Annotated in this window: 24 protein-coding genes and 1 pseudogene; 11 read left to right on the forward strand and 14 right to left on the reverse strand. The window is 69.3% G+C overall.

What is annotated here, in order from left to right:
- Positions 1 to 71: 71 nt before the first annotated feature.
- The 3 genes from ACIGA3_RS08880 to ACIGA3_RS08890 form a co-directional block, all read right to left on the reverse strand.
- Entirely contained in the window at positions 72 to 1,643 is a 1,572-nt protein-coding gene (locus ACIGA3_RS08880) for an amino acid adenylation domain-containing protein (RefSeq protein WP_399711942.1), read from the reverse strand.
- The gene (locus ACIGA3_RS08885) at positions 1,640 to 2,662 is read right to left on the reverse strand and encodes an NAD-dependent epimerase/dehydratase family protein (RefSeq protein WP_399711944.1); all 1,023 of its coding nucleotides are present in this window, start codon (positions 2,660 to 2,662) and stop codon (positions 1,640 to 1,642) included. Before ACIGA3_RS08885 ends, ACIGA3_RS08880 begins: the two co-directional genes overlap by 4 nt.
- Before the next feature lie 160 nt (positions 2,663 to 2,822).
- Positions 2,823 to 3,293: an ATP-binding protein gene (locus ACIGA3_RS08890; protein WP_399711946.1), complete on the reverse strand. Its 471-nt coding sequence runs from the start codon at positions 3,291 to 3,293 to the stop codon at positions 2,823 to 2,825.
- Positions 3,294 to 3,441: 148 nt separating this feature from the next.
- Between ACIGA3_RS08890 and ACIGA3_RS08895 the strand changes: the two genes are divergently transcribed.
- Positions 3,442 to 4,308, forward strand: coding sequence for a helix-turn-helix domain-containing protein (locus tag ACIGA3_RS08895; protein WP_399711947.1), 867 nt, complete (start codon positions 3,442 to 3,444; stop codon positions 4,306 to 4,308).
- Positions 4,305 to 4,550, forward strand: coding sequence for a DUF397 domain-containing protein (locus ACIGA3_RS08900; protein ID WP_399711949.1), 246 nt, complete (start codon positions 4,305 to 4,307; stop codon positions 4,548 to 4,550). The genes ACIGA3_RS08895 and ACIGA3_RS08900 overlap by 4 nt, the downstream gene beginning before the upstream one ends.
- Before the next feature lie 77 nt (positions 4,551 to 4,627).
- Here the strand turns inward: ACIGA3_RS08900 and ACIGA3_RS08905 are convergent, their stop codons facing one another.
- Positions 4,628 to 5,563 (reverse strand): NADP-dependent oxidoreductase, encoded by a 936-nt coding sequence (locus ACIGA3_RS08905; protein WP_399712528.1) that lies wholly within the window; start codon positions 5,561 to 5,563, stop codon positions 4,628 to 4,630.
- 87 nt (positions 5,564 to 5,650) lie between these two features.
- Between ACIGA3_RS08905 and ACIGA3_RS08910 the strand changes: the two genes are divergently transcribed.
- Together ACIGA3_RS08910 and ACIGA3_RS08915 are read left to right on the forward strand one after the other, a co-directional pair.
- Positions 5,651 to 6,604, forward strand: coding sequence for a GlxA family transcriptional regulator (locus ACIGA3_RS08910; RefSeq protein WP_399711951.1), 954 nt, complete (start codon positions 5,651 to 5,653; stop codon positions 6,602 to 6,604).
- A gap of 159 nt (positions 6,605 to 6,763) precedes the next feature.
- Positions 6,764 to 7,459, forward strand: coding sequence for a type 1 glutamine amidotransferase domain-containing protein (locus ACIGA3_RS08915; protein WP_399711953.1), 696 nt, complete (start codon positions 6,764 to 6,766; stop codon positions 7,457 to 7,459).
- 21 nt (positions 7,460 to 7,480) lie between these two features.
- Here the strand turns inward: ACIGA3_RS08915 and ACIGA3_RS08920 are convergent, their stop codons facing one another.
- Complete coding sequence (locus ACIGA3_RS08920; protein ID WP_399711955.1) at positions 7,481 to 7,873, reverse strand: nuclear transport factor 2 family protein; 393 nt, start codon at positions 7,871 to 7,873, stop codon at positions 7,481 to 7,483.
- Positions 7,874 to 7,927: 54 nt separating this feature from the next.
- On the opposite strand from ACIGA3_RS08920, the gene ACIGA3_RS08925 reads away from it, so the two are divergent.
- Both ACIGA3_RS08925 and ACIGA3_RS08930 read left to right on the forward strand, forming a co-directional pair.
- Positions 7,928 to 8,485, forward strand: coding sequence for a PadR family transcriptional regulator (locus ACIGA3_RS08925; protein WP_399711957.1), 558 nt, complete (start codon positions 7,928 to 7,930; stop codon positions 8,483 to 8,485).
- A complete protein-coding gene (locus ACIGA3_RS08930) occupies positions 8,482 to 9,375 on the forward strand; it encodes a LysR family transcriptional regulator (protein ID WP_399711959.1) in 894 nt (297 codons plus the stop codon). The genes ACIGA3_RS08925 and ACIGA3_RS08930 overlap by 4 nt, the downstream gene beginning before the upstream one ends.
- 41 nt (positions 9,376 to 9,416) lie before the next feature.
- On the opposite strand, the gene ACIGA3_RS08935 is transcribed toward ACIGA3_RS08930, so the two are convergent.
- Positions 9,417 to 10,451 carry a tetratricopeptide repeat protein gene (locus ACIGA3_RS08935; protein WP_399711961.1) on the reverse strand — a complete coding sequence of 345 codons (1,035 nt, stop codon included), beginning with the start codon at positions 10,449 to 10,451 and terminating at the stop codon, positions 9,417 to 9,419.
- A gap of 260 nt (positions 10,452 to 10,711) precedes the next feature.
- A complete protein-coding gene (locus ACIGA3_RS08940) occupies positions 10,712 to 11,158 on the reverse strand; it encodes an anthrone oxygenase family protein (protein WP_399711963.1) in 447 nt (148 codons plus the stop codon).
- Between the two features lie 90 nt (positions 11,159 to 11,248).
- Here ACIGA3_RS08940 and ACIGA3_RS08945 point away from each other — a divergent pair, with 90 nt between their 5' ends.
- The 3 genes from ACIGA3_RS08945 (at position 11,249) to ACIGA3_RS08955 (ending at position 14,294) form a co-directional block, all read left to right on the forward strand.
- A complete protein-coding gene (locus ACIGA3_RS08945; RefSeq protein ID WP_399711965.1) occupies positions 11,249 to 11,827 on the forward strand; it encodes a TetR/AcrR family transcriptional regulator in 579 nt (192 codons plus the stop codon).
- A 131-nt stretch (positions 11,828 to 11,958) separates the two neighbouring features.
- Positions 11,959 to 13,881 carry an excinuclease ABC subunit UvrB gene (uvrB, locus tag ACIGA3_RS08950; RefSeq protein WP_399711967.1) on the forward strand — a complete coding sequence of 641 codons (1,923 nt, stop codon included), beginning with the start codon at positions 11,959 to 11,961 and terminating at the stop codon, positions 13,879 to 13,881.
- 59 nt (positions 13,882 to 13,940) lie between these two features.
- Positions 13,941 to 14,294, forward strand: coding sequence for a VOC family protein (locus ACIGA3_RS08955; RefSeq protein ID WP_399711968.1), 354 nt, complete (start codon positions 13,941 to 13,943; stop codon positions 14,292 to 14,294).
- A gap of 49 nt (positions 14,295 to 14,343) precedes the next feature.
- Here the strand turns inward: ACIGA3_RS08955 and ACIGA3_RS08960 are convergent, their stop codons facing one another.
- Positions 14,344 to 15,957: a cation acetate symporter gene (locus ACIGA3_RS08960; RefSeq protein WP_399711970.1), complete on the reverse strand. Its 1,614-nt coding sequence runs from the start codon at positions 15,955 to 15,957 to the stop codon at positions 14,344 to 14,346.
- Positions 15,954 to 16,235, reverse strand: coding sequence for a DUF485 domain-containing protein (locus tag ACIGA3_RS08965; RefSeq protein WP_399711972.1), 282 nt, complete (start codon positions 16,233 to 16,235; stop codon positions 15,954 to 15,956). The genes ACIGA3_RS08960 and ACIGA3_RS08965 overlap by 4 nt, the downstream gene beginning before the upstream one ends.
- A gap of 474 nt (positions 16,236 to 16,709) precedes the next feature.
- Between ACIGA3_RS08965 and ACIGA3_RS08970 the strand changes: the two genes are divergently transcribed.
- Both ACIGA3_RS08970 and ACIGA3_RS08975 read left to right on the forward strand, forming a co-directional pair.
- Positions 16,710 to 17,777, forward strand: coding sequence for a hypothetical protein (locus tag ACIGA3_RS08970; RefSeq protein WP_399711974.1), 1,068 nt, complete (start codon positions 16,710 to 16,712; stop codon positions 17,775 to 17,777).
- Positions 17,778 to 18,072: 295 nt separating this feature from the next.
- Positions 18,073 to 18,798, forward strand: coding sequence for a dienelactone hydrolase family protein (locus ACIGA3_RS08975; RefSeq protein ID WP_399711976.1), 726 nt, complete (start codon positions 18,073 to 18,075; stop codon positions 18,796 to 18,798).
- Positions 18,799 to 18,817: 19 nt separating this feature from the next.
- On the opposite strand, the pseudogene ACIGA3_RS08980 reads toward ACIGA3_RS08975, so the two are convergent.
- The 5 genes and pseudogenes from ACIGA3_RS08980 to ACIGA3_RS09000 form a co-directional block, all read right to left on the reverse strand.
- Positions 18,818 to 19,275 (reverse strand): annotated as a pseudogene (locus ACIGA3_RS08980) (Tn3 family transposase); the annotation flags it as partial.
- Between the two features lie 59 nt (positions 19,276 to 19,334).
- Complete coding sequence (locus ACIGA3_RS08985) at positions 19,335 to 19,970, reverse strand: hypothetical protein (RefSeq protein WP_399711978.1); 636 nt, start codon at positions 19,968 to 19,970, stop codon at positions 19,335 to 19,337.
- A gap of 155 nt (positions 19,971 to 20,125) precedes the next feature.
- Entirely contained in the window at positions 20,126 to 20,764 is a 639-nt protein-coding gene (locus tag ACIGA3_RS08990; RefSeq protein ID WP_399711980.1) for a hypothetical protein, read from the reverse strand.
- Between the two features lie 83 nt (positions 20,765 to 20,847).
- Positions 20,848 to 23,208 carry a hypothetical protein gene (locus ACIGA3_RS08995; RefSeq protein WP_399711982.1) on the reverse strand — a complete coding sequence of 787 codons (2,361 nt, stop codon included), beginning with the start codon at positions 23,206 to 23,208 and terminating at the stop codon, positions 20,848 to 20,850.
- A 20-nt stretch (positions 23,209 to 23,228) separates the two neighbouring features.
- Positions 23,229 to 23,657, reverse strand: a complete 429-nt coding sequence (locus ACIGA3_RS09000; protein ID WP_399711984.1) for a hypothetical protein — start codon at positions 23,655 to 23,657, stop codon at positions 23,229 to 23,231.
- Positions 23,658 to 24,233: the final 576 nt, after the last annotated feature.

A 24,233-nucleotide genomic window follows, 5' to 3' on the forward strand; every position in this document is an offset into this window, starting at 1 on the left:
GTCCGCGACGGCCGACAGGGCCGATGGGTTCCCGACCGGGTCCCATCGGCCCTTTCGCCGTTCCGTCCGGATCAGTTCCGGATCGCCGCCAGTTGTTCCGCCAGGACCCGGCGGTCCAGCTTGCCGTTGTGGTTCAGCGGCAGTTCGGGCCGGTGCGTGAACCGGTGCGGCACCATGTACCGCGGCAGGCGTGCCGAGAGCGCCTGCCGCAGCTCGGCGGCCGGCCGGGCGGTACCGGTGTACGCGGCCTCCAGCCGGGTCTGCCCGTCCTCGTCGCGCAGGGCCACGACCGCCACCTGGCCGATGGCGTCCTGTTCCCGCAGCACCGCCTCGGTCTCGCCGATCTCCACCCGCTGGCCCATGATCTTGACCTGCTGGTCGAGCCGCCCGAGGTGCACCAGGGTCCCGCCCTCCAGCACCTGGACCAGGTCACCGGTCCGGTACCAGTGCTTCTCGTCCGGCACATAGGGACCGGCGGTCTCCACGGGACGCCCCGAGGCGTCCAGGAACCGCCCCCGGTTGTCCTTCTCGTCGAGGTAACCGGCGAACCGCTGTACGCCGCGCAGCCGCAGCTCGCCCACGTCGGCGAGCCGGCCCTCCTCGTCCACCACCTGATGGTCGAGGTGGGGGTAGACCTCACCGATGGGAAGAGTGCCGTTGGACGTGTCCGGCCAGTCCTCCGTCCGTTCCGGCAGCCGGTACTGCGACGAGAGAATGGTCAGCTCGGTCGGCCCGTACACGTTCTCGATGACGCTGTGCGGTGCGGCCGTACGCCAGGCTCTCGCCTGCTGCACCGTGAGCTGCTCGCCGCCGAAGAGAGTCCAGCGCAACGACGGCATCGAACCGGGGGCGAGTCCTCCGGTCAGGTCGGCCATCGTGATCACGGACGGTACCGAGAACCAGTGCGTGATCCCCTCGCGGGCCACGAACCGGGCGGGCTTGGGGAGTTCGGCCCGTGGCGGCACGACCAGCGTGGCACCCGAGCCCCAGGCGCCGAACATCTCCAGGACGGACGCGTCGAAGGCCAGGCCGCTGTTCTGGGCCATCCGGCAGCCGGGCCCGAGCGCGTAGCGGTCGATGACGTACCGCAGGAAGGCGTCCATGCTGCGGTGCGCGATCGGTACGCCCTTGGGGGTGCCGGTGGAGCCCGAGGTGAACAGCACGTACGCGATGTCCCCCGGCGACACCTCGGCCGGGGGCAGCGGGTCCGGGGCCGCGTGGCCGTCGCGCAGCCGGGCCAGGAGGTCCTTGGACAGGAGCAGGGCCGGTATCTCCGGGCCCTCGGGTGCCGGGGCGCGGTCGGTCAGGTGCAGTTCCAGGCCGGCGGTGCGCGCGATGGTGGCCAGCCGGGCCGGGGGGAAGGCCGTGTTGAGCGGGACGACGGCCGCGCCCAGACGCAGCACCGCCAGGGCCGCCGCGTACGTCAGCACGCTCGACGCGGTCGTCAGGCCCACCCGGCGCGGGGCACGCCCGCCGCGCTCGGTGAGGATCTCCGCGGCCAGGGCCGTGGCCAGGTCGTCCAGTTCCCGGTAGGTCAGCCGCTCCCCGCCGACCTCCAGGGCGACGAGGTCGCCGTGCTCCCGTGCCGACGCGGCGAACCAGTCGTGCAGTTCACGCGGCGTGCCGTGCTCTCGTCCGGTCATCGGGTGCCCGCCTTCGCCTGCCAGGCGCGGAGCACGCCGCGCTCCTTCTCCGGGTCGATACCGAGCGGGATGTCGCCCTGCCGGTAGGGCGTGTCGGACGGGCCGCGCTCGCGCAGCCACGCCCAGGTGTCCGTGACCGTCTCGCTCAGCGGGCGGCAGCGCAGTCCCGCGGCGACGGCCCGGTCGGGGGAAGCGGCCCAGGCGCCGGCCATGGCAGGCTGTTCCGTCGCCCAGAACGGCAGCTCGGTCCAGGCGCCCACCTCGTGCTCGGCGAGGAACTCCTCGTCGATCCAGACCGGTTGGGCCCCGGCCTCGGTGACCTGGGCACACAGCTCCAGCAGTTCCCCGAGGGTCGTCGTGTCCTTGGGGCCGGTGACCAGGTAGTGCCCGGCGGAACCTTCCTCCAGCAGGTCCAGCGCGAACACCGCGATGTCCCGGGCGTCGATGAGCTGGATCTTCTGGCCGGCCGCCCCCGGCGCGAGGACCTCACCGCCGCGTGCCATGCGCTCCAGCCACCAGAGCAGCCGGCCGGGAGTCTCGCGCGGGCCCACGATCAGACCGGGGTTGAGGATGAGGACATCACCCTCGAAGTACTTCTCGACGGCCCGCTCGCACCCTGCCTTCAGGGCGTTGCCCGGCACGTCGTCCACGGCCGCGTCCGGCGGACAGGTGTGGCGTACCGAATCCTCGCTGACGGGTCCGCCGGGCCAGTCGGAGTAAGCGTGGAAGGACGAAACGAAGAGGTACGTTTCCGCGTGACCGCTCAGCGCGCGAGCGGATTGCCCGACGGTACGGGGATGGAAACCGCTGGTGTCGATGACCGCGTCCCAGGGTCCCGCTGCGGCCAGGGCTTCCAGATCAGCGGAATTCTCCCGGTCGCCACGGAGGTTCTCCGCTCCCTGGATGTCCGGTCCGGACTTTCCCCGGTTGAAGACGGTTAAGGTATGGCCGCGGCCGATTGCCTCCTGCGCAAAGGCTTGTCCCAGGAACACCGAGCCGCCAATGACGAGAATCCTCATTGCGACATGATCACGCAACTGCCGCCGGTTGACAAGGAATCAGGGTTCCGGCCACCGCCCGCCGTCGGCTTGCGGCGCATAACCCGGCACGGCGCGAATATTGTTCTCCGCTCAACGACATAGCGGAGCTTTTCAGGCCCTCGATGCCCCGGATGGACTCCTATCCGGCGCCTTTCGCCGGCCCCACCCCACACTCCGCCCAAACCGTCTTCCCCGGCCCCTCCCCCCTCACATGCCAGTCCCAGGCCGCCGCCAGCCGGGACACCAGCACCAGCCCCCTCCCTCCGTCCCCCAGCCCAGGCTCCCCCAACTCCCCGGGCCGGGGCGGCACCCGCTCCCCGCGCGTGTCGGAGACCTCGATCCGCGCCGTACGCGAGGGTGAACCCACCAGGGACAGCCGGACGTGGAAGTCGCGCCCAGCCACATGCCCGTGCCGTACCGCGTTGGCGGCCAGCTCGGCCGTGACCAGGACGATGTCGTCGTGGGCGTCGGTGCCGTACGGGATGCCCCACTCGTGGAGGCGGAGCCCGACCAGCCGTCGAGCCAGGCGGGCTCCGCGAGGCGTGGACGTGAAGCGCATGGCGAAGTCGGTCGCCAAGTGATCCGTGGGACTACCGAGGTTGCTCATCATGGGCACCACGGTCCTCCCGGTGGCGTAGCGTGACCAGCGGTGACGCACTGACGCGACCCCGTTGTACGCGCGGTGCCGACGCCGGTACGAGCAGCACGGCGTGACGGCGCCCCCTCTACGGGCGTTGATCCGGGGAGGCGGTGGTGTGATGACGAAGAACGAGATGAACCCCAAGAACGACGACGCCTATGGCAGCGGTCCGCGTACGGCAGACAAGTCCGGGCAGGGCGTGGTCACGGCGTTCGGACAGACCATGAAGACCCTGCGCTTGAGGGCCGGGATGGAACGCGAGGAACTCGGTAGGCGGTTGGGCTACTCGGCCGCCACCATCGCCTCCTTCGAGCAGGGGCGCCGCATTCCCTCGGCTCGGGTGATCGACCGGGCCGACGACGCACTGGACGCGGGTGGCCTGTTGAAGCTCTGGACGGAGGAGGTGGAGAAGGCGCAGTACCCCGTCTTCTTCCAGGGCATGGCCCAATTGGAGAAGCAGGCATTGGAGCTGCTGGAGTACGACGCCATCTTCATCAACGGACTTCTCCAGACAGAGGAGTACACCCGGGCGCTGTTCGCCATGCGCCGTCCAGCCCTCGACAGAGATACGGTCGAGCAGCGCGTGGCCGCCCGGCTCGCTCGACAGGACATCTTCGACAGGCGACCCGCACCACTGCTGAGTTTCGTCATGACCGAGGCGGTGCTACGGCACCGGTATGGCGGCAAACAGGTGATGCGCGGCCAGTTGGAGCACCTGATCCTGACCGGTCAGCGGGACAACGTCGAGCTCCAGGTCATGCCGGGGGACTGCGAGGACAACGCGGGCCTGGGCGGGCCCTTCACCGTCGTCACCCGTAGGGACAGTAAGCGCTTCCTCTACGTGGAGGCCCAGGTGATCAGCACGTTGGAGACCGACCCCGAGCAGACAAGTCTCGCCTCCGCGCGCTATGGGATCATCCGTGCACAGGCTCTCACTCCGCGAAAGTCGCAGGAGTTCATCGAGAGGTTGCTGGAAGAGCTATGAACAACACTGAGTCCCTCACCTGGTTCAAGAGCAGCCACAGCGGTACCCAGGGCGGTGACTGCGTGGAGGTCTCTCTCGACTGGTTCAGGAGCAGCTACAGCGGGCCCGAGGGCGGCAACTGCGTAGAAGTCGCCGTAGCCCCCAACACCGTGCACATCCGCGATTCCAAAGCCTCAGCCGGCCCCACCCTCAAGCTCTCCCCCGCCGCTTGGACGAACTTCCTCACACACACACCCGCGTAGCCGTACATCTCACAGCTGTACGCGCCAGAGAGCCCTGCCCGTCCCCAACGAGCGACAGGGCTCCCCCACATCCCGCTTCAGGACCCAACTGCCAGCACCAGCTTGCCCGTTACCCGCCCCGTCTCCCCCACCGCATGCGCCTTGGCCGCCTCCTCAAGCGGAAACACCGCCTCGACATGCGCCCGCAGCGCACCCGAAGCCGCCAGCTCGGCAACCGCCTTCATCCCCGCCTGGTCCGCCTCCACGAGCAGCGTCTCCACCCGCACACCACGCGCCTCCGCCTTCGCCGACTCCTCCGGATCGGTACCGGGCAGCAGCGAGACCAGCACGCCACCAGGCCGCAGCACCTCCAGCGAACGCACCCGCGTATCACCGGAGATGGTGTCCAGCACCACGTCCACGTCCCCCACGACGTCCCGGAAGTCGACGGACCGATAGTCGATCACTTCGTCCGCCCCAAGTGACCGCAGGAACTCGTGCTTCGGCTCGCTCGCCGTCCCGATGACGTACGCACCAAGCGACTTGGCGATCTGCACAGCGAGGTGACCGACACCTCCGGCGGCAGCATGCACCAACACCCGCTGCCCCGGCTGCACTTGGGCCGTGTCCACCAGCGCCTGGTACGCCGTGAGCGCGGCGAGCGGCAGCGCGCCCGCCTGGACGTGGTCGATCGAGTCCGGCTTGTGGGTGAAGGCGCGGGCGGGGCCGGTCACGTACTCCGCGTGGGCGCCGACGCCGTGCGGGTAGGGCAGCATGCCGAAGACCTCGTCGCCGGGCTTGAAGAGGGTCACGCCGTAGCCGACCGCCTCGACGACGCCGGAGACGTCCCAGCCGAGGACGAGCGGGAGCCGGTCGAGGAAGAGGCCCCCGGCGCGGTGCTTCCAGTCGGTCGGGTTGAGTCCGGCGGCGCGGACGGAGACCAGGATCTCGCTCGGGCCCGGCTTCGGGCGCGGCAGCTCGGTCTCCTTGAGGACGTCGGGGGTGCCGTACTCGTCCTGGCTGATGGCGCGCATGGTGGCGTGGTTCGTCATACGTCCAGGTTCACCCGAGCGGCGCCCGCGTACCATGGCATGAATGCCATCTTTCAACGGGATCGTGCCATGACCGCTCCGCACCGTGTCGTCGTCCTCGCCCTGGACGGTGTTTACCCCTTCGAGCTGGGCATTCCCAGCCGGGTCTTCGGTTCGGCCGGGGGCCGCTACGAGGTGCTGACCTGCTCGGCCGACGGCGGACCCGTCGCCACCAACTCCGACTTCTCGGTCACGGTCGGGCACGGGCCCGAGGCGCTGTCGACGGCGGACACCGTCGTACTGCCGCCGTTCGACGTCTCCCTGGTCCGCCGCGGCCTGCCCCCGAAGCTCGAAGCGGCGCTCGCGGCCGTACCGCCCGGCACCCGGATCGTCTCGATCTGCACCGGCGCCTTCGTCCTGGCCGCCGCCGGACGGCTCGACGGCCGCCGCGCCACCACCCACTGGGCCCTCGCGGACACCTTCCGCGCCTGGTTCCCGGCGGTGGACCTCGATCCGGACGTGCTGTTCGTGGACGACGGCGACCTCCTCACCTCGGCGGGCGCGGCCTCCGGGGTCGACGTGTGCCTGCACGTCGTACGCCAGGACCACGGCGCCGCCGTCGCCAACGACGTGGCCCGCGCCTGTGTCGTACCGCCGTGGCGGGACGGCGGGCAGGCGCAGTACATCCAGCACCCGGTGCCCGAGGAGCCGGCCAACGGCACCTCGGCCACCCGTCAGTGGGCGCTGGAGCGCCTGCACGAGCCGCTGTCGCTGACGGAGCTGGCCGGGCACGCCCGGATGAGCCTGCGCACCTTCGCGCGGCGGTTCAGCGAGGAGGTCGGTACGAGTCCGGGACGCTGGCTGATCCAGCAGCGGATCGCCCGCGCGCGGCACCTCCTGGAGACCACCGACCTGGCCGTGGACGACCTCGCCGCACAGGTCGGCTTCGCCACCGGGACCTCGCTGCGCGAGCACCTGCACGCGGCGATCGGGGTGACCCCGCTGGCGTACCGGCGGACGTTCCGGGGAGCCGGGGTGGAGTAGGCGTCGCCGCAGGTCAGGAGCGCGCAGGGTATTCCCGTACGACCCATCGACCTGTCGATACCGGACATCGGCCGCTTCATTGGTGCCGCTCCGGGCACCGGTCTACGGTCAAGTGGGGAGCCGGTGCTCCCCGGACCTCAGACTGCTTGGAGAGACCTCATGTCGAAGATCCTTTTCGTGGTGACCGGCGCCGACCACTGGACGCTGGCCGACGGCACCCAGCACCCGACCGGCTTCTGGGCGGAGGAGGCCGTGGCGCCGTACGAGGCGTTCAAGAAGGCCGGTGACGAGGTCGTCGTGGCCACGCCGGGCGGTGTCGTCCCGACCGTGGACAAGGGCAGCCTCGCGCCGGAGGTCAACGGCGGCCAGGAGGGCGCCGACCGGATCGCCGCCGCGCTGGAGGCCGCGCCCGAGTTCAAGCACCCGGTCCGGCTGGAGGACGTGGACCTCGACGACTACGACGCCGTCTTCTACCCCGGCGGCCACGGCCCCATGGAGGACCTCGCCGTGGACGCCACCTCCGGCCGGCTGCTGGTCGACGCCCTCGACTCCGGCAAGCCGCTCGCCGTCGTCTGCCACGCCCCGGCGGCGCTCCTCGCGGCGACCCGGCCGGACGGCAGCAACGCGTTCTCCGGCTACCAGGTCACCGCCTTCTCCAACGCCGAGGAGACCCAGGCCGGTTTCGCCGACAAGGCCAAGTGGCTGCTGGAGACGCGGCTCGGCGAGGCGGGCGTCGACGTACAGGTGGGCGAGGCGTGGGCGCCGAAGGTCGTGATCGACCGGAACCTGATCACGGGGCAGAACCCGGCGTCCTCCGCTCCGCTGGCGGAGGAGGTTCTCAAGCGGCTGGGCTGAGGCGCCGAGCCGGCGCCTTTCTCAGGCGCCGGCCGCCTCGCGGCTGATGCGGTCGAACTGCGCGCCCATGGCCTCGGACAGCGCCTGGGCCGCCGAGAGCGGGCGGACCATGACGGTGAAGTCGTCGATCCGGCCCTCCTCGTCGAAGTGCAGGAAGTCGCAGCCCTGGATCTCCCGGCCGTCGACGGTGGCCGTGAAGACGAAGGCGTGGTCCCGCCCGTCCGGGTTGGCGATCTCCCGGACGTACCGGAAGTCCTCGAACACCCGCAGCACACCGCGCAGGATCGCGGCGGTGATCGCCTTGCCCGCGTACGGCTTGAAGGCGACGGGGCTGGTGAAGACGACGTCCTCCGCGAGGAGTGCCTCGATGGCGGCGGCGTCGCGGTTCTCCACGGCGGTACGGAAGGGATGCACGAGTGCTCCTTACTCAACAAGTTGAATAGGTGTGTTGGAGAGTAGAGTGAGGAGGTGACCCTGCGCAATGCGGTGATGGCCACCCTCCTGGAGGGCGAGGCGTCCGGCTACGACCTGGCCAAGGGCTTCAACGCCTCGGTGGCCAACTTCTGGACGGCCACACCCCAGCAGCTCTACCGCGAGCTGGACCGGATGGAGCGCGAGGGCCTCGTCACCGCGCGGGTGATCCGCCAGGACCGCCGCCCCGACAAGCGCCTCTTCTCCCTCACCGACGCCGGCCTGGACGCCCTGCGCGCCTACATCGCCGACCCCATCGGCCGCCCCACCGCCATCCGCGACGGCCTCCTGGTCAAGGTTCAGTGCGCCGACATCGGCGAACTCACCGCCGTGCGCGCCGACATCGCCGACCGCATGGACTGGGCCCGCGCCAAGCTCACCGGCTACGAGCGCCTGCGCGAACGGCTGTTGGGCGGGCGTACGGAGGACGAGTACCTGGCCGGGGCGGAGCGAGTGGGCCCGTACCTCACCCTCCTGCGGGGCATCTCCTTCGAGGAGGAGAACCTGCGGTGGGGGGAGACGGCGCTGCGTGTACTTGAGGCGCGCTCCTCGTGAACTCCCCCGACCTGAACCTGTTGCGGACGTTCCTCGCGGTGTACCGCTCCGGGTCCTTCACGGCGGCGGCGGGTCTGCTGGGCCTCTCCCAGTCCACGGTGACGACACAGATCCGCTCGCTGGAACGGGAGATGGGGCGCGCCCTCTTCGAGCGCCTGCCGCGCGGGGTCGCGCCGACCTCGGTGGCCCACGACTTGGCGTCCCGCGTGGCGGCCCCGCTGGACGCGCTCGCGACGACGACGGGTGCGGCGCCCGCCGACCGGCCGGCCCCCGTCCACCTGGCGGGCCCGGCCGAACTCCTCTCGGCGCGAGTCCTGCCCGCCCTGGCTCCTCTGCTGGCGGCGGGCGTACGCCTACGGGTCACCCCGGGCCTGACGGACCCCCTCCTGGACGAACTCCGCTCCGGCCGCCACGACTTGGTGATCGCCACGTACCGCCCACGCGGACGGACGCTCACTGCGGTACCCCTGATGGACGAGGAGTTCGTCCTGGTGGCGTCCCCGGCCTGGGCGGCCGGGCTCACCGAACGCCTGGCGAAGGAAGGCCCATCGGCCCTCCACCCCGTCCCCCTGATCACCTACGCCGAAGACCTCCCCATCGCCCGCCGGTACTGGCGCCACGTCTTCCACACCCGCCTCAACTGCCCGGCAGCGGTCACAGTCCCGGACCTACGAGCGGTGAAGTCGGCGGTGGTGTCCGGCGCCGGCTTCTCGGTCCTCCCCCGCTACTTGTGCGAACCGGAACTGACTTCGGGCGCCTTGGTCGCGCTGCACACCCCGGAAGACCCGCCTCTGAACACCGGCTACCTGGTCCAACGCCCCGGTCACCCGGCCAACTTGGACGTGGTCAGGGTGCGGGAGGTGCTGCTGGAGGCGGGGCGTGGGTGGTGAGGTCGTCCCACGCTCCCGTCCAGGCCGGTATGGCGAGGTGGTCAGGACTTGTCGGAACGGCTCTCGTCGGCGAGGGCCCGCAGTTCAGCCATGTCGTCCTCGTCCAGGTCGAGTTGAGTCGCCGACTTGAGGAGGGCGCTGATCTCGTCGCCCCGGTTCTGGTCCGCGAGGAACTGGGCGTAGTAGACGTAGGCGGTCTCGTCCTGGTGGGCGAGGGCTTCTCGGTAGTGGCGGTCGGCCTGGGTCCACTGCTCCAACTCCTCGTGGAGCAGGGCGAGGTTGAGGTGGGCGTTGGTCTCGCCGTCCTCCTTGGCGGCGGCCTCGTAGTGACGTACGGCCTCCTCGGGGGAACCGGATTCGGCGAGGTGGAGGGCGTAGGCGAAGTGGGCGCCGGTGATCTCCTCGGCCAGGGCCTCGCGGAGGTGGGTGCCGGCCGACTCCAGGTCACCGAGGGCGTGTTCGGTCTCGCCGAGTACGGCCAGCACGGAGCGGTGCCCGGCGTCCAGCGCCTGCTTCAGCCAGGGCAGCGCTTCCTCGTACCTCTCCTCGTCGGCGAGAAGCCGGCCGAGGTTGCCGGCGGCCATGTTGTCGCCCCGCTCGATCGCCAGGCTCAGCAAGTCGACTGCCTCGTCCAGCCGTTCGTCGTCCTCGCTGAGGAAGGCGCCGTAGTCGTTGAGCGCGCGGGGGTTGTCGTCGGTGAGCGCCCGCCGGTAGTACTCCTCGGCCTGCTCCCGGTCGCCCAGCTCGTCGGCCAGGACCGAGGCGATCATCAGGGTGACGTCACGACCGCCGTCGGCAGCCGCCCGGAGCGCCGCCAGCGCCTCCTTGGGCCGTTCGAGTTCGACGAGCAGTTCGGCCAGGGCCTCGTAGGCCGCGGCGTTGCCCGCACTGGCGGCGGCCTCGATGGTCTTGAGCGCGGCGCCGATGTCCGCCCACTCGGAGATGAGGTCGAAGACCCGCTCCGCCACCTCGTCGTCCGGGCGGTTCCAGGCCCGCAGGTAGAGGGTGAGAGCGGCGGCGGGGTCACCGGCCGCGAGGCGCTGTTCGGCTTCGGCGGCCAGGTTGCTTTCTGTCATGGGGACATCTTCTCGAACTGACGAACGGACGTTCACCAGCACCCCAGGGCGAACGGCTCCGCCCTCAGGACGCCCACCGATGCCGGCCACGCCCCATGTCCACCCGCGCACCCACCATCGGCACCCCTTCGCCCCGCAGCAACTCCGGCGCCCGCCCCTCGTGGCAAGCGGCGGGCACCCCGTCCGCGCGGACCACCCGCCACCAGGGCACCCCGTCACCGAGCCGGAGAGAAGAGCTCCAGGTCAGCGCCCCGGGGGGCTCAGGCGAGGGCGGAGACCAGCAGGGCGAAGGCGGTGATGATGACGGCGATGCGGACGTAGTGGAAGCCGTCCCAGCGGCTCATCTGCTCCTTCCAGTCCTCGGGCAGGTTCTCGGTCGTCCACGTCTTGCTCCGGTTGTTGATCGGGACGAGCAGCACGACCGACATGATCACGCTCACGATCAGCAGCGCGGCGGCGATGACGACGAGGCCGGCGCCCTGGTGATGCCATCCGGCGATGGCCCAGACCGCGCTCAGGACGAGCGAGCCGATGTACCAGAACGGCATCACGGCGCCGAGCATCCGGGCCCCGTGGGTGCGGCCGCGCAGGCCGTTGTCGCCGGGGAGTCCGTTGAGGATCGGGTTGATGACGAAGGCGACGGAGAACTCCACCCCCACCATCAGGCCGACGACCACGGTGGTGAAGACCTCGAGTGCGTTGAGCATGATGACCCTCCTGGGATCTAGCACTGCTAGATAGTGAGGCAACGCTAGTACTGCCATCGCTCGATTGTCTAGCGGTGCTAGCATCGAATCATGTCGGTACAGGAACGCAAGGAACGCGAACGGGCGGTCCGCGAGCGCCTCATCGTGGCGACGGCCCGTGAACTCGCCGAGCAACAGGGCTGGGACGCGGTCACCACCCGCCGGCTCGCCGAGCGCATCGAGTACAGCCAGCCCGTCCTCTACAGCCATTTCCGCGGCAAGCGCGAGATCATCGGCGCCGTCGCCCTCGAAGGCGCCGCCGAGATGGCCGCGGCGCTGCGGGCCGCGACCTCCGCCGCGGACGGCCCCCGTACCCGGGTCACCGCCCTCGCCCGCGCCTATCTCGACTTCGCCGAGCGCAACCCGGCGGTGTACGACGCCATGTTCCGGCTCGACGGCGGCCTGGCGTTCGCGCACGAGGACACCCCCGAGCCACTGAAGGACGCCTTCGCCGCCCTGCTGGAAAGCCTCGGCGAGGTCGCCGGGGACGGCGTCCACCCGGCACTGTTCACCGAGGTGTTCTGGGCGGCCCTGCACGGGCTGACCACCCTGACCCGCGCGGGCCGGCTGCCGCCGGAGGACACCGGGCGAAGGGTGGAGCTACTGGTGGACCGGCTCGCCATGCTCTGACGCGCCGCCGCACAGGTCGGCCATCAAGATATTAGACATTGACAAGATTGGACGTTACACGCAAACTGGACAGCCTCTAAATAGCTTTTGTCCGCTTCTGTGCGGTTACATCGAGTTCAGGAGCGAACCCCATGGCATTCCCGTCCGAGAACCGGCGCATCACACTCGCCGAGCACACCGCCGACCAGGTCATACGGGCCGGCCGGCCGTTCCAGGTGGTGTCCCGCCACACCCCGTCCGGAGACCAGCCGCAGGCCATCGCCGGGCTGGAGAAGCACGTCCGCGCCGGGGAGAGCGACGTGGTCCTCCTGGGCGCCACGGGCACCGGCAAGTCCGCGACGACCGCCTGGCTCATCGAGAAGCTGCAGCGGCCCACCCTCGTACTCGCCCCGAACAAGACGCTCGCCGGCCAGCTCGCCAACGAGCTGCGTGAGCTGTTCCCGCACAACGCGGTGGAGTACTTCGTCTCCTTCTACGACCACTACCGGCCCGAGTCGTACGCCCCGAGCACCGACACCTACTTCGCCAAGGAGTCGGTCTCCAACAAGGAGGTCGACCGGCTGCGGCACTCGGCGACCTGGTCGCTGCTCAGCCGCCGCGACGTGATCGTCGTGGCGTCCGTGTCGTGCATCTACGGCCTCGGCACGCCTCAGTCCTACCTCGACCGTTCGTTCCAGCTGGCGGTGGGCGACACCCTCGACCGGGAGGAGCTGCTCGCGGCGCTGGTCGACATCCAGTACACGCGCACCGACGCCGAGCCGACCGCGGGCCGGTTCCGCGTCCGCGGCGACACCATCGACATCCACCCCGCCTACGAGCACACGATGCTGCGGGTGGAGATGTTCGGCGACACGGTCGAACGGCTGACCGTCGCCGATCCGGAGACCGGCGAGGTGCGCGAGGTCATCGACCGGACCCGCGTCTTCCCCGCCACCCACTACTTCGCCGGCCCCGAGCGGATGCGCGCGGCAGCCGACTCGATCCAGGCCGAGCTCACGCAGCGGGTCGCGGAGCTGCGCCGTGGCGGCAGGCTGCTCGAGGCCGAGCGCCTGCAGACGCGGACGGAGTACGACATAGAGCTGATCCGGCACACACAGGTCGCCTCCGGGATGGAGAACTACTCCCGGCACCTGGACGGGCGCGCCCCCGGCGCGCCGCCGTCCACGCTGCTGGACTACTTCCCCGAGGACATGCTCGTCGTCATCGACGAGTCGCACGTGACGGTGCCGCAGCTGTCCGGCATGAGCCACGGCGACGCCGCGCGCAAGAACACCCTGGTCGAGCACGGCTTCCGGCTGCCTTCCGCGCTGGACAACCGTCCTCTGACGTGGTCGGAGTTCGCCGCGCGATGCCCGCAGCGGGTCTACCTGTCCGCGACCCCGGGCCGGTTCGAGCTGACCGCCGCGCGGGGCGCGGTCGTCGAGCAGGTCATCCGGCCGACCGGGCTGCTCGATCCGCAGGTGACGGTCAAGCCGACCGCCGGCCAGATGGAGGACCTGCTCGAGGAGATCCGCGAGCGGTCCGCCCGTGGCGAGCGGACCCTGGTGACGACCTTGACCAAGCGGATGTCGGAGGAGCTGACCGACTACTTCGACTCGCAGGGAGTACGCGTCCGCTACCTGCACTCCGGCGTGACCACCATGCGCCGCGTGGAACTGCTGGCCGACCTGCGCCGCGGTGAGTACGACGTGCTGATCGGCATCAACCTCCTGCGTGAGGGACTCGACCTGCCGGAGGTCTCACTGGTCGCGATCCTCGACGCCGACAAGGACGGAATCTTCCGCTCCGACACCGCGCTGATCCAGATGATCGGCCGCGCGGCGCGCAACGTCAGCGGCGAGGTACACATGTACGCGGACCGTATGACGCCCTCGATGCTGCGCGCCATCGACGAGACCAACCGGCGCCGGACGCTGCAGGCGGCCCACAACCAGACACACGGGATACGCCCGACCGCCCTGCGCAAGAAGATCAAGCACACGGTGGCCTCTCAGTACCCCCAGGCACAGCACCCGACCACCGGCACCTCCTACAACCGCAGGATGGCGGCGTGAACGGAAGCGGGTGATGTGGTGCCGGGCCCACCCGGTCGCCGTCCTGACAGGATGACCGCATGGAACGCGTACTTGGAATTGGCGGCTACTTCATGCGGGCTGCCGACCCGGCGGCCCTGAACGCCTGGTACCGCGACTGCCTGGGTCTGGACGCCGACGAGCACGGCTTGTGGCGTCAGGCAGCCGGGCCGACGGTGTTCGCGACGTTCGAGTACGAGACCGACTACTTCGGGTCCCGCTCTCAGCAGAGCATGCTCAACTTCCGGGTCCGCGACCTGGACGCGATGCTCGCGCAGCTGCGTGCCAAGGGAGCGGAGGTGTCCGAGGACATCCAGAGCATGGAGGGCGTCGGCCGGTTCGGCTGGGTCACCGATCCCGAGGGCAACCGGGTCGAACTGTGGCAGCCCGCCTGACCGCGCGCGGGGGCTCGCGCCTCCGGCTGGCGGGGGGCGGGCCCGAGCGTCACGTTCGGTCGCGTGCCGGCGGCCCCGTCAGAAGCTGGTGTTCGGCGGATTCGTAGCGGCTGCGTTCCCGGTCGGCGGTGTTCTTGCCGGCGAGCAGGGTGACGAGCCAGCCGGCGAGGAAGCCCGCGGGGATGGAGGCGAGGGCGGGCGTGTTGTACGGGAACCAGTCGAAGTCGGCCTCGGGGAAGGCGGACAGGGGGCTTCCGGAGACGAGGGTGGTGCCCGGGGTCAGGGCCAGGACGGTGAGGGAGCCCACGATGAGCGTGGCGAGCAGGCCCGCCCGGGTGTAGCGGCGCCAGAAGAGGGTGTAGAGGAGCGCGGGCGCGATGGCCGAGGCGCCGAGCGTGAAGGAGAGCGTCGCCAGGGGCTGGAGGCTGCGGTGCTGGGCGAGGGCCGCCACCAGGATGACGGGGATGCCCACCAGCAGGGCGCACGAGCGGGCGAGGGTGAGTTCGCGCGCCGGTGCCGGCGGGGTGGGGCGGGAGGCCGTCAGGTCGTGGGCGAGGGCGTTGGCGCAGGCGAGCGTCATGCTCGCCACGGAGGCGAGGAGGGTGAGGAAGACGGCGGTGGTGACGGTGGCGAAGAGCAGGCTCTCGGGGCGGGAGAGGCCGGTGCCGAAGGCGGCGCGGGCGCCGAGCAGGTAGGCGGTGGTGCCGTGCGGGTCGGCTCCGGCGATGCGTGCGCGTCCGAGAAGGGCGGTGGCACCGGTGCAGATCACCACGAGCATCAGGATGAACAGGGTGACCGAGGAGACCGCCCAGGACATGGCCCGGCGGACCTGGCGCGGCGTTCCCGCGGTGTACATGCGCATGGTGACGTGCGGCAGGCAGGCGGCGCCCAGCACGATGGCGCACTGGGTGCTCGCCATGTCGAGGGCGGGGTGCGGGCTGCTGGAGTACTGCAATCCCCAGCGCAGGTAGCCCGGGCCGGCTCCGCTCTCGCGCGCCGCGGTGCGGAACAGGGCCCCGGTGCTCCAGCCGAAGGTGTGCAGGATCAGTCCGCTGACGACGAGACCGGAGGCGAGGAGCATCACCGTCTTGAAGATCTGGACGAGTGCGGTGCCACGCATCCCGCCGAGAGCCGCGTAGCTGATCATGAGTATCCCGGCTCCGACCACGCAGCCGTTCTTCATGGCGGGTTCGGTGAACCCCATGACGTAGGCGAGGAGTTCACCCACCCCGGCGAGCTGGACGACCATCATCGGGACGAGCGCGACGAGGGTGACGGCGCAGGCCGCGATGCGGACGCTCCGTGCGGGATGGCGGTGGCCGAGGACGTCGCCCATGGTGTAGCGGCCGGTGTTGTGGAGCGGCTCGGCGAGCAGGAACATCAGCAGGAGCAGGGACAGTACGGCACTGAGGGCGAGGACCACCCCGTCGTAGCCGCACAGCGCGATGATGCCGCCGATGGTGAGCACGGTGGCGGCGGAGATGTAGTCCCCGGCGATGGCGAGTCCGTTGCGCAGGGGCGAGAGGGATCGGTAGCCGGTGTAGAACTCGGCCAGGTCGTCCGCGTCCGGGCCGGTGAGTACGCAGAGCAGCAGGGTCAGCGCGACGACGGAGCAGAAGGCGGCCAGGGACCAGGACTGCGCGGGACCGCTGAACTCCGTCACCGGCCTCCTTCCCGGTGCGCGGGCGCCGGGTACGACTGGCGGGCGCGGCGGGCCAGCGGGTCGACCAGGCGGTGCGCGGTGACTTCGTAGAGCAGGACGGCCAGCCAGGTGACGGGGATCTGCGCGAGGGCCAGTACGAGACCGACGGGCAGGCCGCCGGGACCTGAACGGGTCATGAGCCAGGGGGCCTTGACCGTCAGTGCGAGGAATACGGCGAAGTAGCCGAGCGCGGTGAGGGACGCCACGCGCCGCTGCCAGCGGTAGGAGCGGCGCAGCATGCGCAGGTTCCGGTGCGGACCGGAGCGCCGGCCCGGCGGCTCCGGTGGGGACGATCCGTGCCCGGTCGACCAACCGGGTCGGCGGTGGGCCGTGCCGGCGGGACGGGGGTGGGGCGTGCCGGCGGGACGGGGGTGGTCGGACGGCGGTCGGCCGGAGAATAACTCGGAGCTGTCGTAGGACATTTCGAAATCTCCTGGCGGGGACTGGGCCCGGAAAGAGACGGACCGCGTGCGCGGGTGGCGGCTCGGGGTGCGCGTGCGTGCTGTTCGTCGCGGATCGATGTGGCCGTGCCGGGTTCGGGGTGCAGTCGCGGGCCAATCGCACGCGGTTCAGGTCGAGTTGACGGCGGCTGTGAATATGTCGGCTGACAGGGACACCTACCCCTGACGCTATGTCGACATGTTTCCTGCGGGAGTCGTTCTCGGTCAGAGGGCGCGAGGGGACTGTCGGTGGCGGGTGGCACGATCGTCGTCATGGCTTTCGAACGCGCAACTCCGCCGCGGCCGTTCGATGTCACCGCGGTCTTTCCGGAACTGGCTCCGCTGGCGCGAGCCGCGATACGGCTGCACCCGCGCGCCGGGATGCCCTCGGTGCGGGACAGCTCGGTCGGGGGGCCGTTGCTGTGGCCCGCGGAAGAGTCGTGGCCGCACTGCGAGAGCGCACAACACCAGGACACCGGCTTCCGCGAGTACCCGGCAGCAGTCCGACTCGAAAGACGCAGGCTGGCCCGGCTGCGCCGTGATCCTGGTGGACCGGCGTACACGCCTGAGGAGTCAGCGATCAATGAGCGCAACGACGCGGCGCTCGAGGAACGACTCCACGCCGACCCTCCGCCTGCGGAGTGCCCGGTACCCATGCTGCCCGTGGCTCAGCTTTTTGTGCGCGACGTACCGCTGTTGCGGCCGCCCGGACAGGCCGACGTGCTCCAGGTGTTGTGGTGCCCATACGACCATGAACCGGATGCCAAGCCTTCGACCGCACTGTTCTGGCGGTGCGAAGCGGAGGTCGGCGATGTCCTGGCCGTGCCGCCGCAACCGTATGAGGCGGACTGGGGAGGCTGCTATGTGCCGGAGCCGTGTCTGCTGGCACCGGAACAGATCACCGAGTACCCCAACTCCTTGGACCTGAGCGCGGAATTGAGGCAACTGGTCGGGGACTGGAGCAGATGGCAGGCGACTGAAGTCGGTGTGGACGGCTTGTGCGCGGATTATCCGCAGGAGTTCTACGACAGTGCGCTGGCCGACGCTCCCGGCTGGAAGGTCGGCGGCTGGCCCCCATGGGGCCGCACCGACCCGATTCCCCGCTTCTGCGCGATCTGCGACGCCCGCATGGTCCCCCTACTGACCATCGCCTCCTTCGAATGGGACGGGGGTTCGGGCAGCTGGATACCGTACGAGGACCAAGCCACCGCGTCCGCCGGCCGCGGCGCCGGCCAGAGCCCCACGCAGCCGACCGCGGTCCAAGTCGGCAGCACGGACAACATGCAGCTCTATGTCTGCCCGGCATCTCCGGAGCATCCGCACACCGACCTGATCCAGTGAGCTGCCGCTCGGACGCGGCTTGCACCGCTGTCGCGATATCCGGCTGAACTCGCAGGTCGGACGCCCTACTTCAGCGCATACGCATGCTCACCGTTGAAGCGGCACCGACCACGGCGGTGGGTGTCCTGCTCTGAGCGGCGTTCAGCGTGACGGTGACCGGCTCACCGAAACCGTCCGTCCCGGTGGTGACGACAGACGGACGACGCGTCCAGGTGATGTGGTCGGGGACAGACTGCTGTCTGCCATCGGTGAACACCACCCCGAGCGGGCGCAACGGTCATTACCGTCCAGTCGCATGACGACGGTCACAACCCGTACGGTCGAATACCCGGCCGACAACCTGACGATGATCGGATACCTCGCGCTCCCGGACGGTGCCGAGCGCCGGCCCGCAGTCCTGATCGGACCCGAGGGGATGGGGCTCAGCGATGTCGAACGCCGGCGGGCCGAGGCTCTGGCCGAGCTGGGGTATGTGACGCTGGCCTTCGACCTCCACGGCGGACGCTATTTGGAAGACCCGGAGGAAATGCTCGCCCGTTGCATGCCGCTGCTCGCCGATCCCGACCGCATGCGAGGAATCGGTCACGCCGCGCTCGACGTGTTGCGTGCCGAACCACGGGCCGACCCCGACCGGACCGCCGCCGTCGGCTACGGCACCGGGGGCGCGGTCGCACTGGAACTCGGTCGCGATGGCGTCGACCTGCGCGCGATCGGGACAGTCAACGCACTGACCACCGGCCGACCGGGCGAGGCGGCACGCATTCGCTGCCCGGTATGGGCCGGGGTCGGGTCGGAAGACCCGATCATGCCGCCCGCCCAACGGGAGGCGTTCACCGCAGAGATGCAGGCCGCAGGCATCGACTGGCGCCTCGTGGTCTACGGAGGAGCCCTTCACGCCTTCCACCACCCACCGGTCGACCACACCACGCCTCCCGGCGTCGGCTACCACCCACGGCACGCACAGCGAGCCTGGCGTGACATCGTCGCCCTGCTCGCCGAGTGCCTGCCCGTCACGGATTGATCCGATCGGCTCCTGATACTCACTCCTGCCCGCCGCCGTCGTCTTCGTCCAGTTCTGGGGCGGCCGGGTCGCGCAGCGGGCGCAGGGCGCCGGCGGCCGGGGGGGGGAGGCGGTGAAGCCGTAGCGGCCGAGCAGATTCAGGTTGCGGTGCTTGAGCGGCGACAGGCGGGCGATGTCCTCGTCCCGGATCTCGTGGCCTTCGGCGTGAAGCTGGGCGACGGCGGCGTCGATGTACTTCGTGGTCCACAGCACGATGGCGCTGAGGACCAGGCCGAGCGCGCCGAGCTGGTCCTCCATCCCATCCCGGTATGCCTGGTGGATGGTGCCGCGCTTGCCGTGACACACGTCCCGGGCCAGCTTGTGGCGGGACTTTTGCACGGTGAGCTGCCGGTTCATCTGCCTCCGGCAGGTGTCGTCGACCGGGTCGACCTCGCGCAGCAGGTGTTCGGTCCTGGCGATCCGCCCGTACTCCGGGACGCGGCGCCCAACGGGGTCCTGATCGTCCGCCACGGTGTCTTCCTGGGTGAGCCGCTACGCTACGCGGGATCCAGCACAGGCTTCGCGGGGAGCCCGCCGTTCTTCTCGCAGCGCAGCTCCTTGGCCATGGCCAGCGAGAAGGAGTGGGCCACGGTCGCGTAGGCGTCCTTCAACGCCTCTACGTTGTCCTGGGGGTCCCTCGGCATACCTCCACGCTCCACGCCGATCACGATGTGAGCCTCTCCCGACGAGCCGATCAACTTGTCACTCCGGCAAGCGAAAAAGACGTACGCCTTCTCCGTCCCTGCCAGGGTTTCCTCTCCCATCTTCAGCACGGTGAATTTCGGGGACGGGGTACCCGTGGGGGCGCCGTCGGCCAGACTCCAGGTGATTCTGAGATTGAAATGCGGTGTGCCGATGGGGGTGAAGACACGGCAGGCGTCCTCTCGACCGGCGGTAAGGCCCGGCGTTGCCAAGGCAAGATTCGCCGCAGCCTCCGCGACGGTGTAACCCTTCGACGACGCCTCGAACCGCGACACCCCCGTGATCACCTTCAGCGCCTTGGACGCATCGGTGGAAATGGCATTGCCACCGCAGAGTTGTGTCCCCGCAACAACCTTGTAGTCCTTCGGAAGGCCGTCCTTGTCCCCGTCACCCCCACAACCCGTGGCCCCGAGAAACAACGAGCCGGCCACGGCCGCGGAAACCAGTCCCCCACGCACTGACCTACGACTGATCACTGTCCGCATCCTCACCCGCCCCACTCCCCGGAGGTCGGCGATGTGCCGGGTGGCCGCCAGCTGGAGGCCCCTAATTTCACTCGCAGCGCATGAGTCTCGGACGCCGGCGGCTACGCCGGATCCAGCACGGGCTTCGCGGGGAGCCCGCCGTTCTTCTCGCAGCGCAGTTCCTTGGCCATGGCCAGCGAGAAGGAGTGGGCCACGGTCGCGTAGGCGTCCTTCAACGCCTCTACGTTGTCCTGGGGATCCTTCGGCATGCCCCAGTACTCCACGCCGATCACGATGTGAGCCTCTCCTCCCGAGCCGACCAACTTGTCACTCCGACAGGTGAAATAGACGTAGGCCATGTCCGCCGCTGCCAGGGTTTCGTCCCCCATCTTCAGCACGGTGAACTTCGAGGCCGCAGGGTCGTCCGTCGGGGCATTGTCAGCCAACCTCCAGGTGATTCTGAGCTGGAATTGCCGCGTGCCGATGGGTTTGAAGACACGGCAGGCGTCCTCTCGACCGGCGGTAAGGCCCGGCGTTGCCAAGGCAAGATTCGCCGCAGCCTCCGCGACGGTGTAACCCTTCGACGACGCCTCGAAGCGCGACGCCCCCGTGATCACCTTCAGCGCCTTGGACGCATCGGTGGAAATGGCATTGCCACCGCAGAGTTGTGTCCCCGCAACGACCTTGTAGTCCTTCGGAAGGCCGTCCTTGTCCCCGTCACCCCCACAACCCGTGGCCCCGAGAAACAACGAGCCGGCCACGGCCGCGGAAACCAGTCCCCCACGTACTGACCTACGACTGATCACTGTCCGCATCCTCACGTGTCCTCGGCAGTCCATCGGCATCAGCCGGCCTCCGGATCGTTGCCCTGCTGGTTCTCCCGGTCGTTGCCGACCCCGTAGCCGAGCAGCATCGATTCGCGCAGGTCCTGCGCGAACTGGCTTTTGTCGGGATCCACAACGTGACGCTCCAGGAACTCCTGCATCGGGGCCTCGGCCATGCCCTCACCGGCAGAGTAGATCTTGTTCTTCTCCTGGTCGGTGAGGTCCTCCAGCTTCTCCTTGTGCTCATCCACCGAATTGTCGGCGACGTCACCGACCACCTGGCTGATGACCTGTTCGGCAGCACCACTGGCGGTATCGGTCGCCAGCGGGATGAGCACCGCGGCGGCGCCCACGGCCGCGGTCGCGGGCAGGAAGGCGACGCCCGCCGCGATGCCCGCCGTGGCCCCGAACTCGACCCAGCCCGCCCGCTTGGCGACCGCCTTCTCGTAGTCCTCGTGGGTCTTGAGGTTCGTCGCCTCCACCTGGTCGGCCCGGGACTGATCGAGCATGCCCTGTACCTCGGCGCCCGTGCGCACGGTCGCCCTGGCCATGGCAGCGCTCTGGTCGGTGATCTTTCCGTCCGGGCCCACTGTCTCTTCCAGAGCGCTGCGGGTGTAGACCTGCTCAGCGGTCGAGAGCGTCGCGTAGGCGTCCGGATGCTGGCCCATGGTGCTGAGGAAGCCCCGCACGACGCTCCGCCCGTTCCCATCCACGGTGTCCGCGAAGTCGAGGTGCGCGTCCGGGTTCTTGCCCGGCGCGAACACGCTGTCCGGATCGTTCTTGTCCAAGGCCCAGTTGATGTCGTCGATGTAGCCGGCGCCCATGACCCCCAGGCTGTCGGCCATCGCCTCGTGGTGCTCCTTGAGCAGACCCGGGTCCGAGGAGTACGTCTCCATGACCTTCTCCATGATCGCGGCGTTGTCCGCGTCCCGCACCACGTGGGCGTCCGGGTGCCCGGCCGGGTAGCCCAGGGTCGCCGCCTCCAGGGCGTGGCCGAGGGCGTCGGGCATCTGGTCGAGTGACGCCTTGTTCTCCTTCGGGTCAGTCGAGTTGACGTCGGGGAAGGACTCCCACTTCTCGTTGGTGAAGAAGTCGAAGTAGTTGTCGATCTTCCCGCCGTCCTTGTTCTTCCCGAGGTCGGCCGTGGCGCCGTGGTTGACCGTGCCGTCCTCGTTGTAGGCGGTCGGAGCGTCGGTGAAGAACTTCTTCGCCGCTTCCGGACTGTTGCCGAGCGCCTCCAGCATGGCGGTGGCCGGGTCGTAGCCGGCTCCGTTCACACCGGAGGGGTTGAACGGGTTCTTGAACCAACTGTTCACCACCTTGTTCTCGGCGAACTTGTCCGGGTCCTTGGCGTGCACCTGCGCCACGTGTTCGGCGATGGGGTTGAGGAACTTGGCGTCGTAGTTCCCGTACCGCATGATCCCGCCGAGGAGCTGGTATCCGAACGGGCCGCCGTAATCGTGCTTGGCCAGCGGAATGCGCTCCGTACCCAACTTGCGGAGTTCCGGACCCCACTTGTCGGTGAATTCCTTGTCGTGGGAGGCGGTGGCCAGGTTGAGGCCGAGGTTCTTCTGGAGCTCCTGGACGTCCTTGAGGCGCTCCGCGTCGACCTTTCCGTATTCGTACGTGTCCATGGAGAGCTGGCCGAAGAACGCGAGCGACTTCTGGGGGCCGAGCTTCCCGTAGAAGTCCTTGGAGAACTCCACCGACGAACTGTTGTCCTTCAGAAGCTCGTTGAGCTGCTGCAGTTCGGCGTGCGTGAGGTCCCGGCCCTTGGCCGCCAGAGCGGCGGCGCGGGCGGCCTCCTCCTGGTCCAGCTTCGTGTACGTCGGAGCGCTGAAGTCCTTGCGGTCGGTGACGTTGGTTTCAAGGGCGTTCTTGAGGGCGACGTCGGTGTCGTTGCAGTTGTCGACGATGAGGTCGATCCTCTTCTGCCACGACTCGATGTTCTGCTTCTCTTCCCGCAGAAACTTGCCGTAGTCGGGGTCGTGCCGCGCCGCGGGCATCTCGGACACCGGCTTCCGTGCCGTGACCTTGCCCTTGCCGTCCACCCGGATGCCGGCCGCGGGCCCCTCGTGGTCCCGGATGTTGACGAGGTCGTCCCTGGCCTTCTTGATGGCCGCGTGACCCTCTTCCAGGATCAGCTTCACACCCTTGGCCTCGGCCGCGGCGTCCTCGAACTCCTTGACCGTCTTACCGATGAACGCCTTGGTGACCCCCGCGTTGACGCCCTCCCAGTCGGCCTTGGCCGCCTTCGCCTTCATCCCGTCGGCGGCGTCGGCGGCGAGCTTGTCCAGCTTCCCCACCATCTCCGACCAGTCGTCGGCAGCGGCCTTCAGCTTCGCCACCGGGGCCTGGATGATGTCCTCGTACGTCAGCATGTCGCGCGCTCCCCCGAGCCCTATTTCAGGTATTCCGTAAGCACGGAAATCTGCGTCAGGTCTCCCACGATCTTCGCCTCGTCCTTGGCGTGCCGGGCCTTGCTGTAATCGAGGTGATTGGAAATCTGCGCGCAGGCGTCCAGCAGCGTCTTCATATGCGTCTGCCAGAAGTCATGCACCTTGAGCACCGCCGAACCGCTCGCAAAGTTCCCGTTGGTCAGCGCCGTCGCCGCGTCGAACGTGGAGGAACGGGCGATATCGCCCTCCTTCCCCAGCCGGCCCAGCAGGTCATACGCGTCATTTCCGATGGCGCCGAGATCGTCCCGATTGACCACCAGGTCGTACCCACCACCACCTCCGCCACCGTCGGCCGGAACGCTGTTGATCCGCATGGCAGTCCGCTTGGCCGCCGCCGCGCGCGTTTCGGCCCATTCTTGCTCGAACGTCACGAATTCCCCTAGGTCCATCCGGCAAGGCCACTCCACCATATCCACGCGGCCCCCGACCTGATCACCCTTCTTGTACAATCACCCGCCCACGGAGCGGCCGGTAGTCGGTCAGCCGAAGTTGTTCACTGCGACCCTCTCGACCTCCACGTCGCGATCACCTCGTCCGAGCGACGACGCCGCATTCACCGGGCATACCAGCCCGCCTGGGGCAGTGAGGCGGGAGGACGGCCTGTACTCGCCGGTCTGGCTCGTGGGCTGCGGAGGCCATGTCCATTGCCGACCACCCCGGGCCGCACCTGCAACTGGCAGGAGTCGAGTCCGGATCACATCGATCTTGGCCGTGCCCCCACCGCCGAGAGGCGCCGACTCCACCGGTTGCCGACGCGACGACGTCAGGCGGTAGGACCGTTTGACAGCGGACGCCGCCACCCCTTCGTCGGCGAGCTGGCGAACCCACGCCTGCACATCTATGCGCCTGATGTCGCGCAGCTGCCAGTTCCGTGACTGGCATGCCCGTTGGTCGAACGCGAGGATGGTCGAGCCACGCCCCATCCCCTCAGATGCGCGCTCAAACAA

The organism is Streptomyces sp. NPDC085596, assembly GCF_044541565.1.
GTDB lineage: Bacteria > Actinomycetota > Actinomycetes > Streptomycetales > Streptomycetaceae > Streptomyces.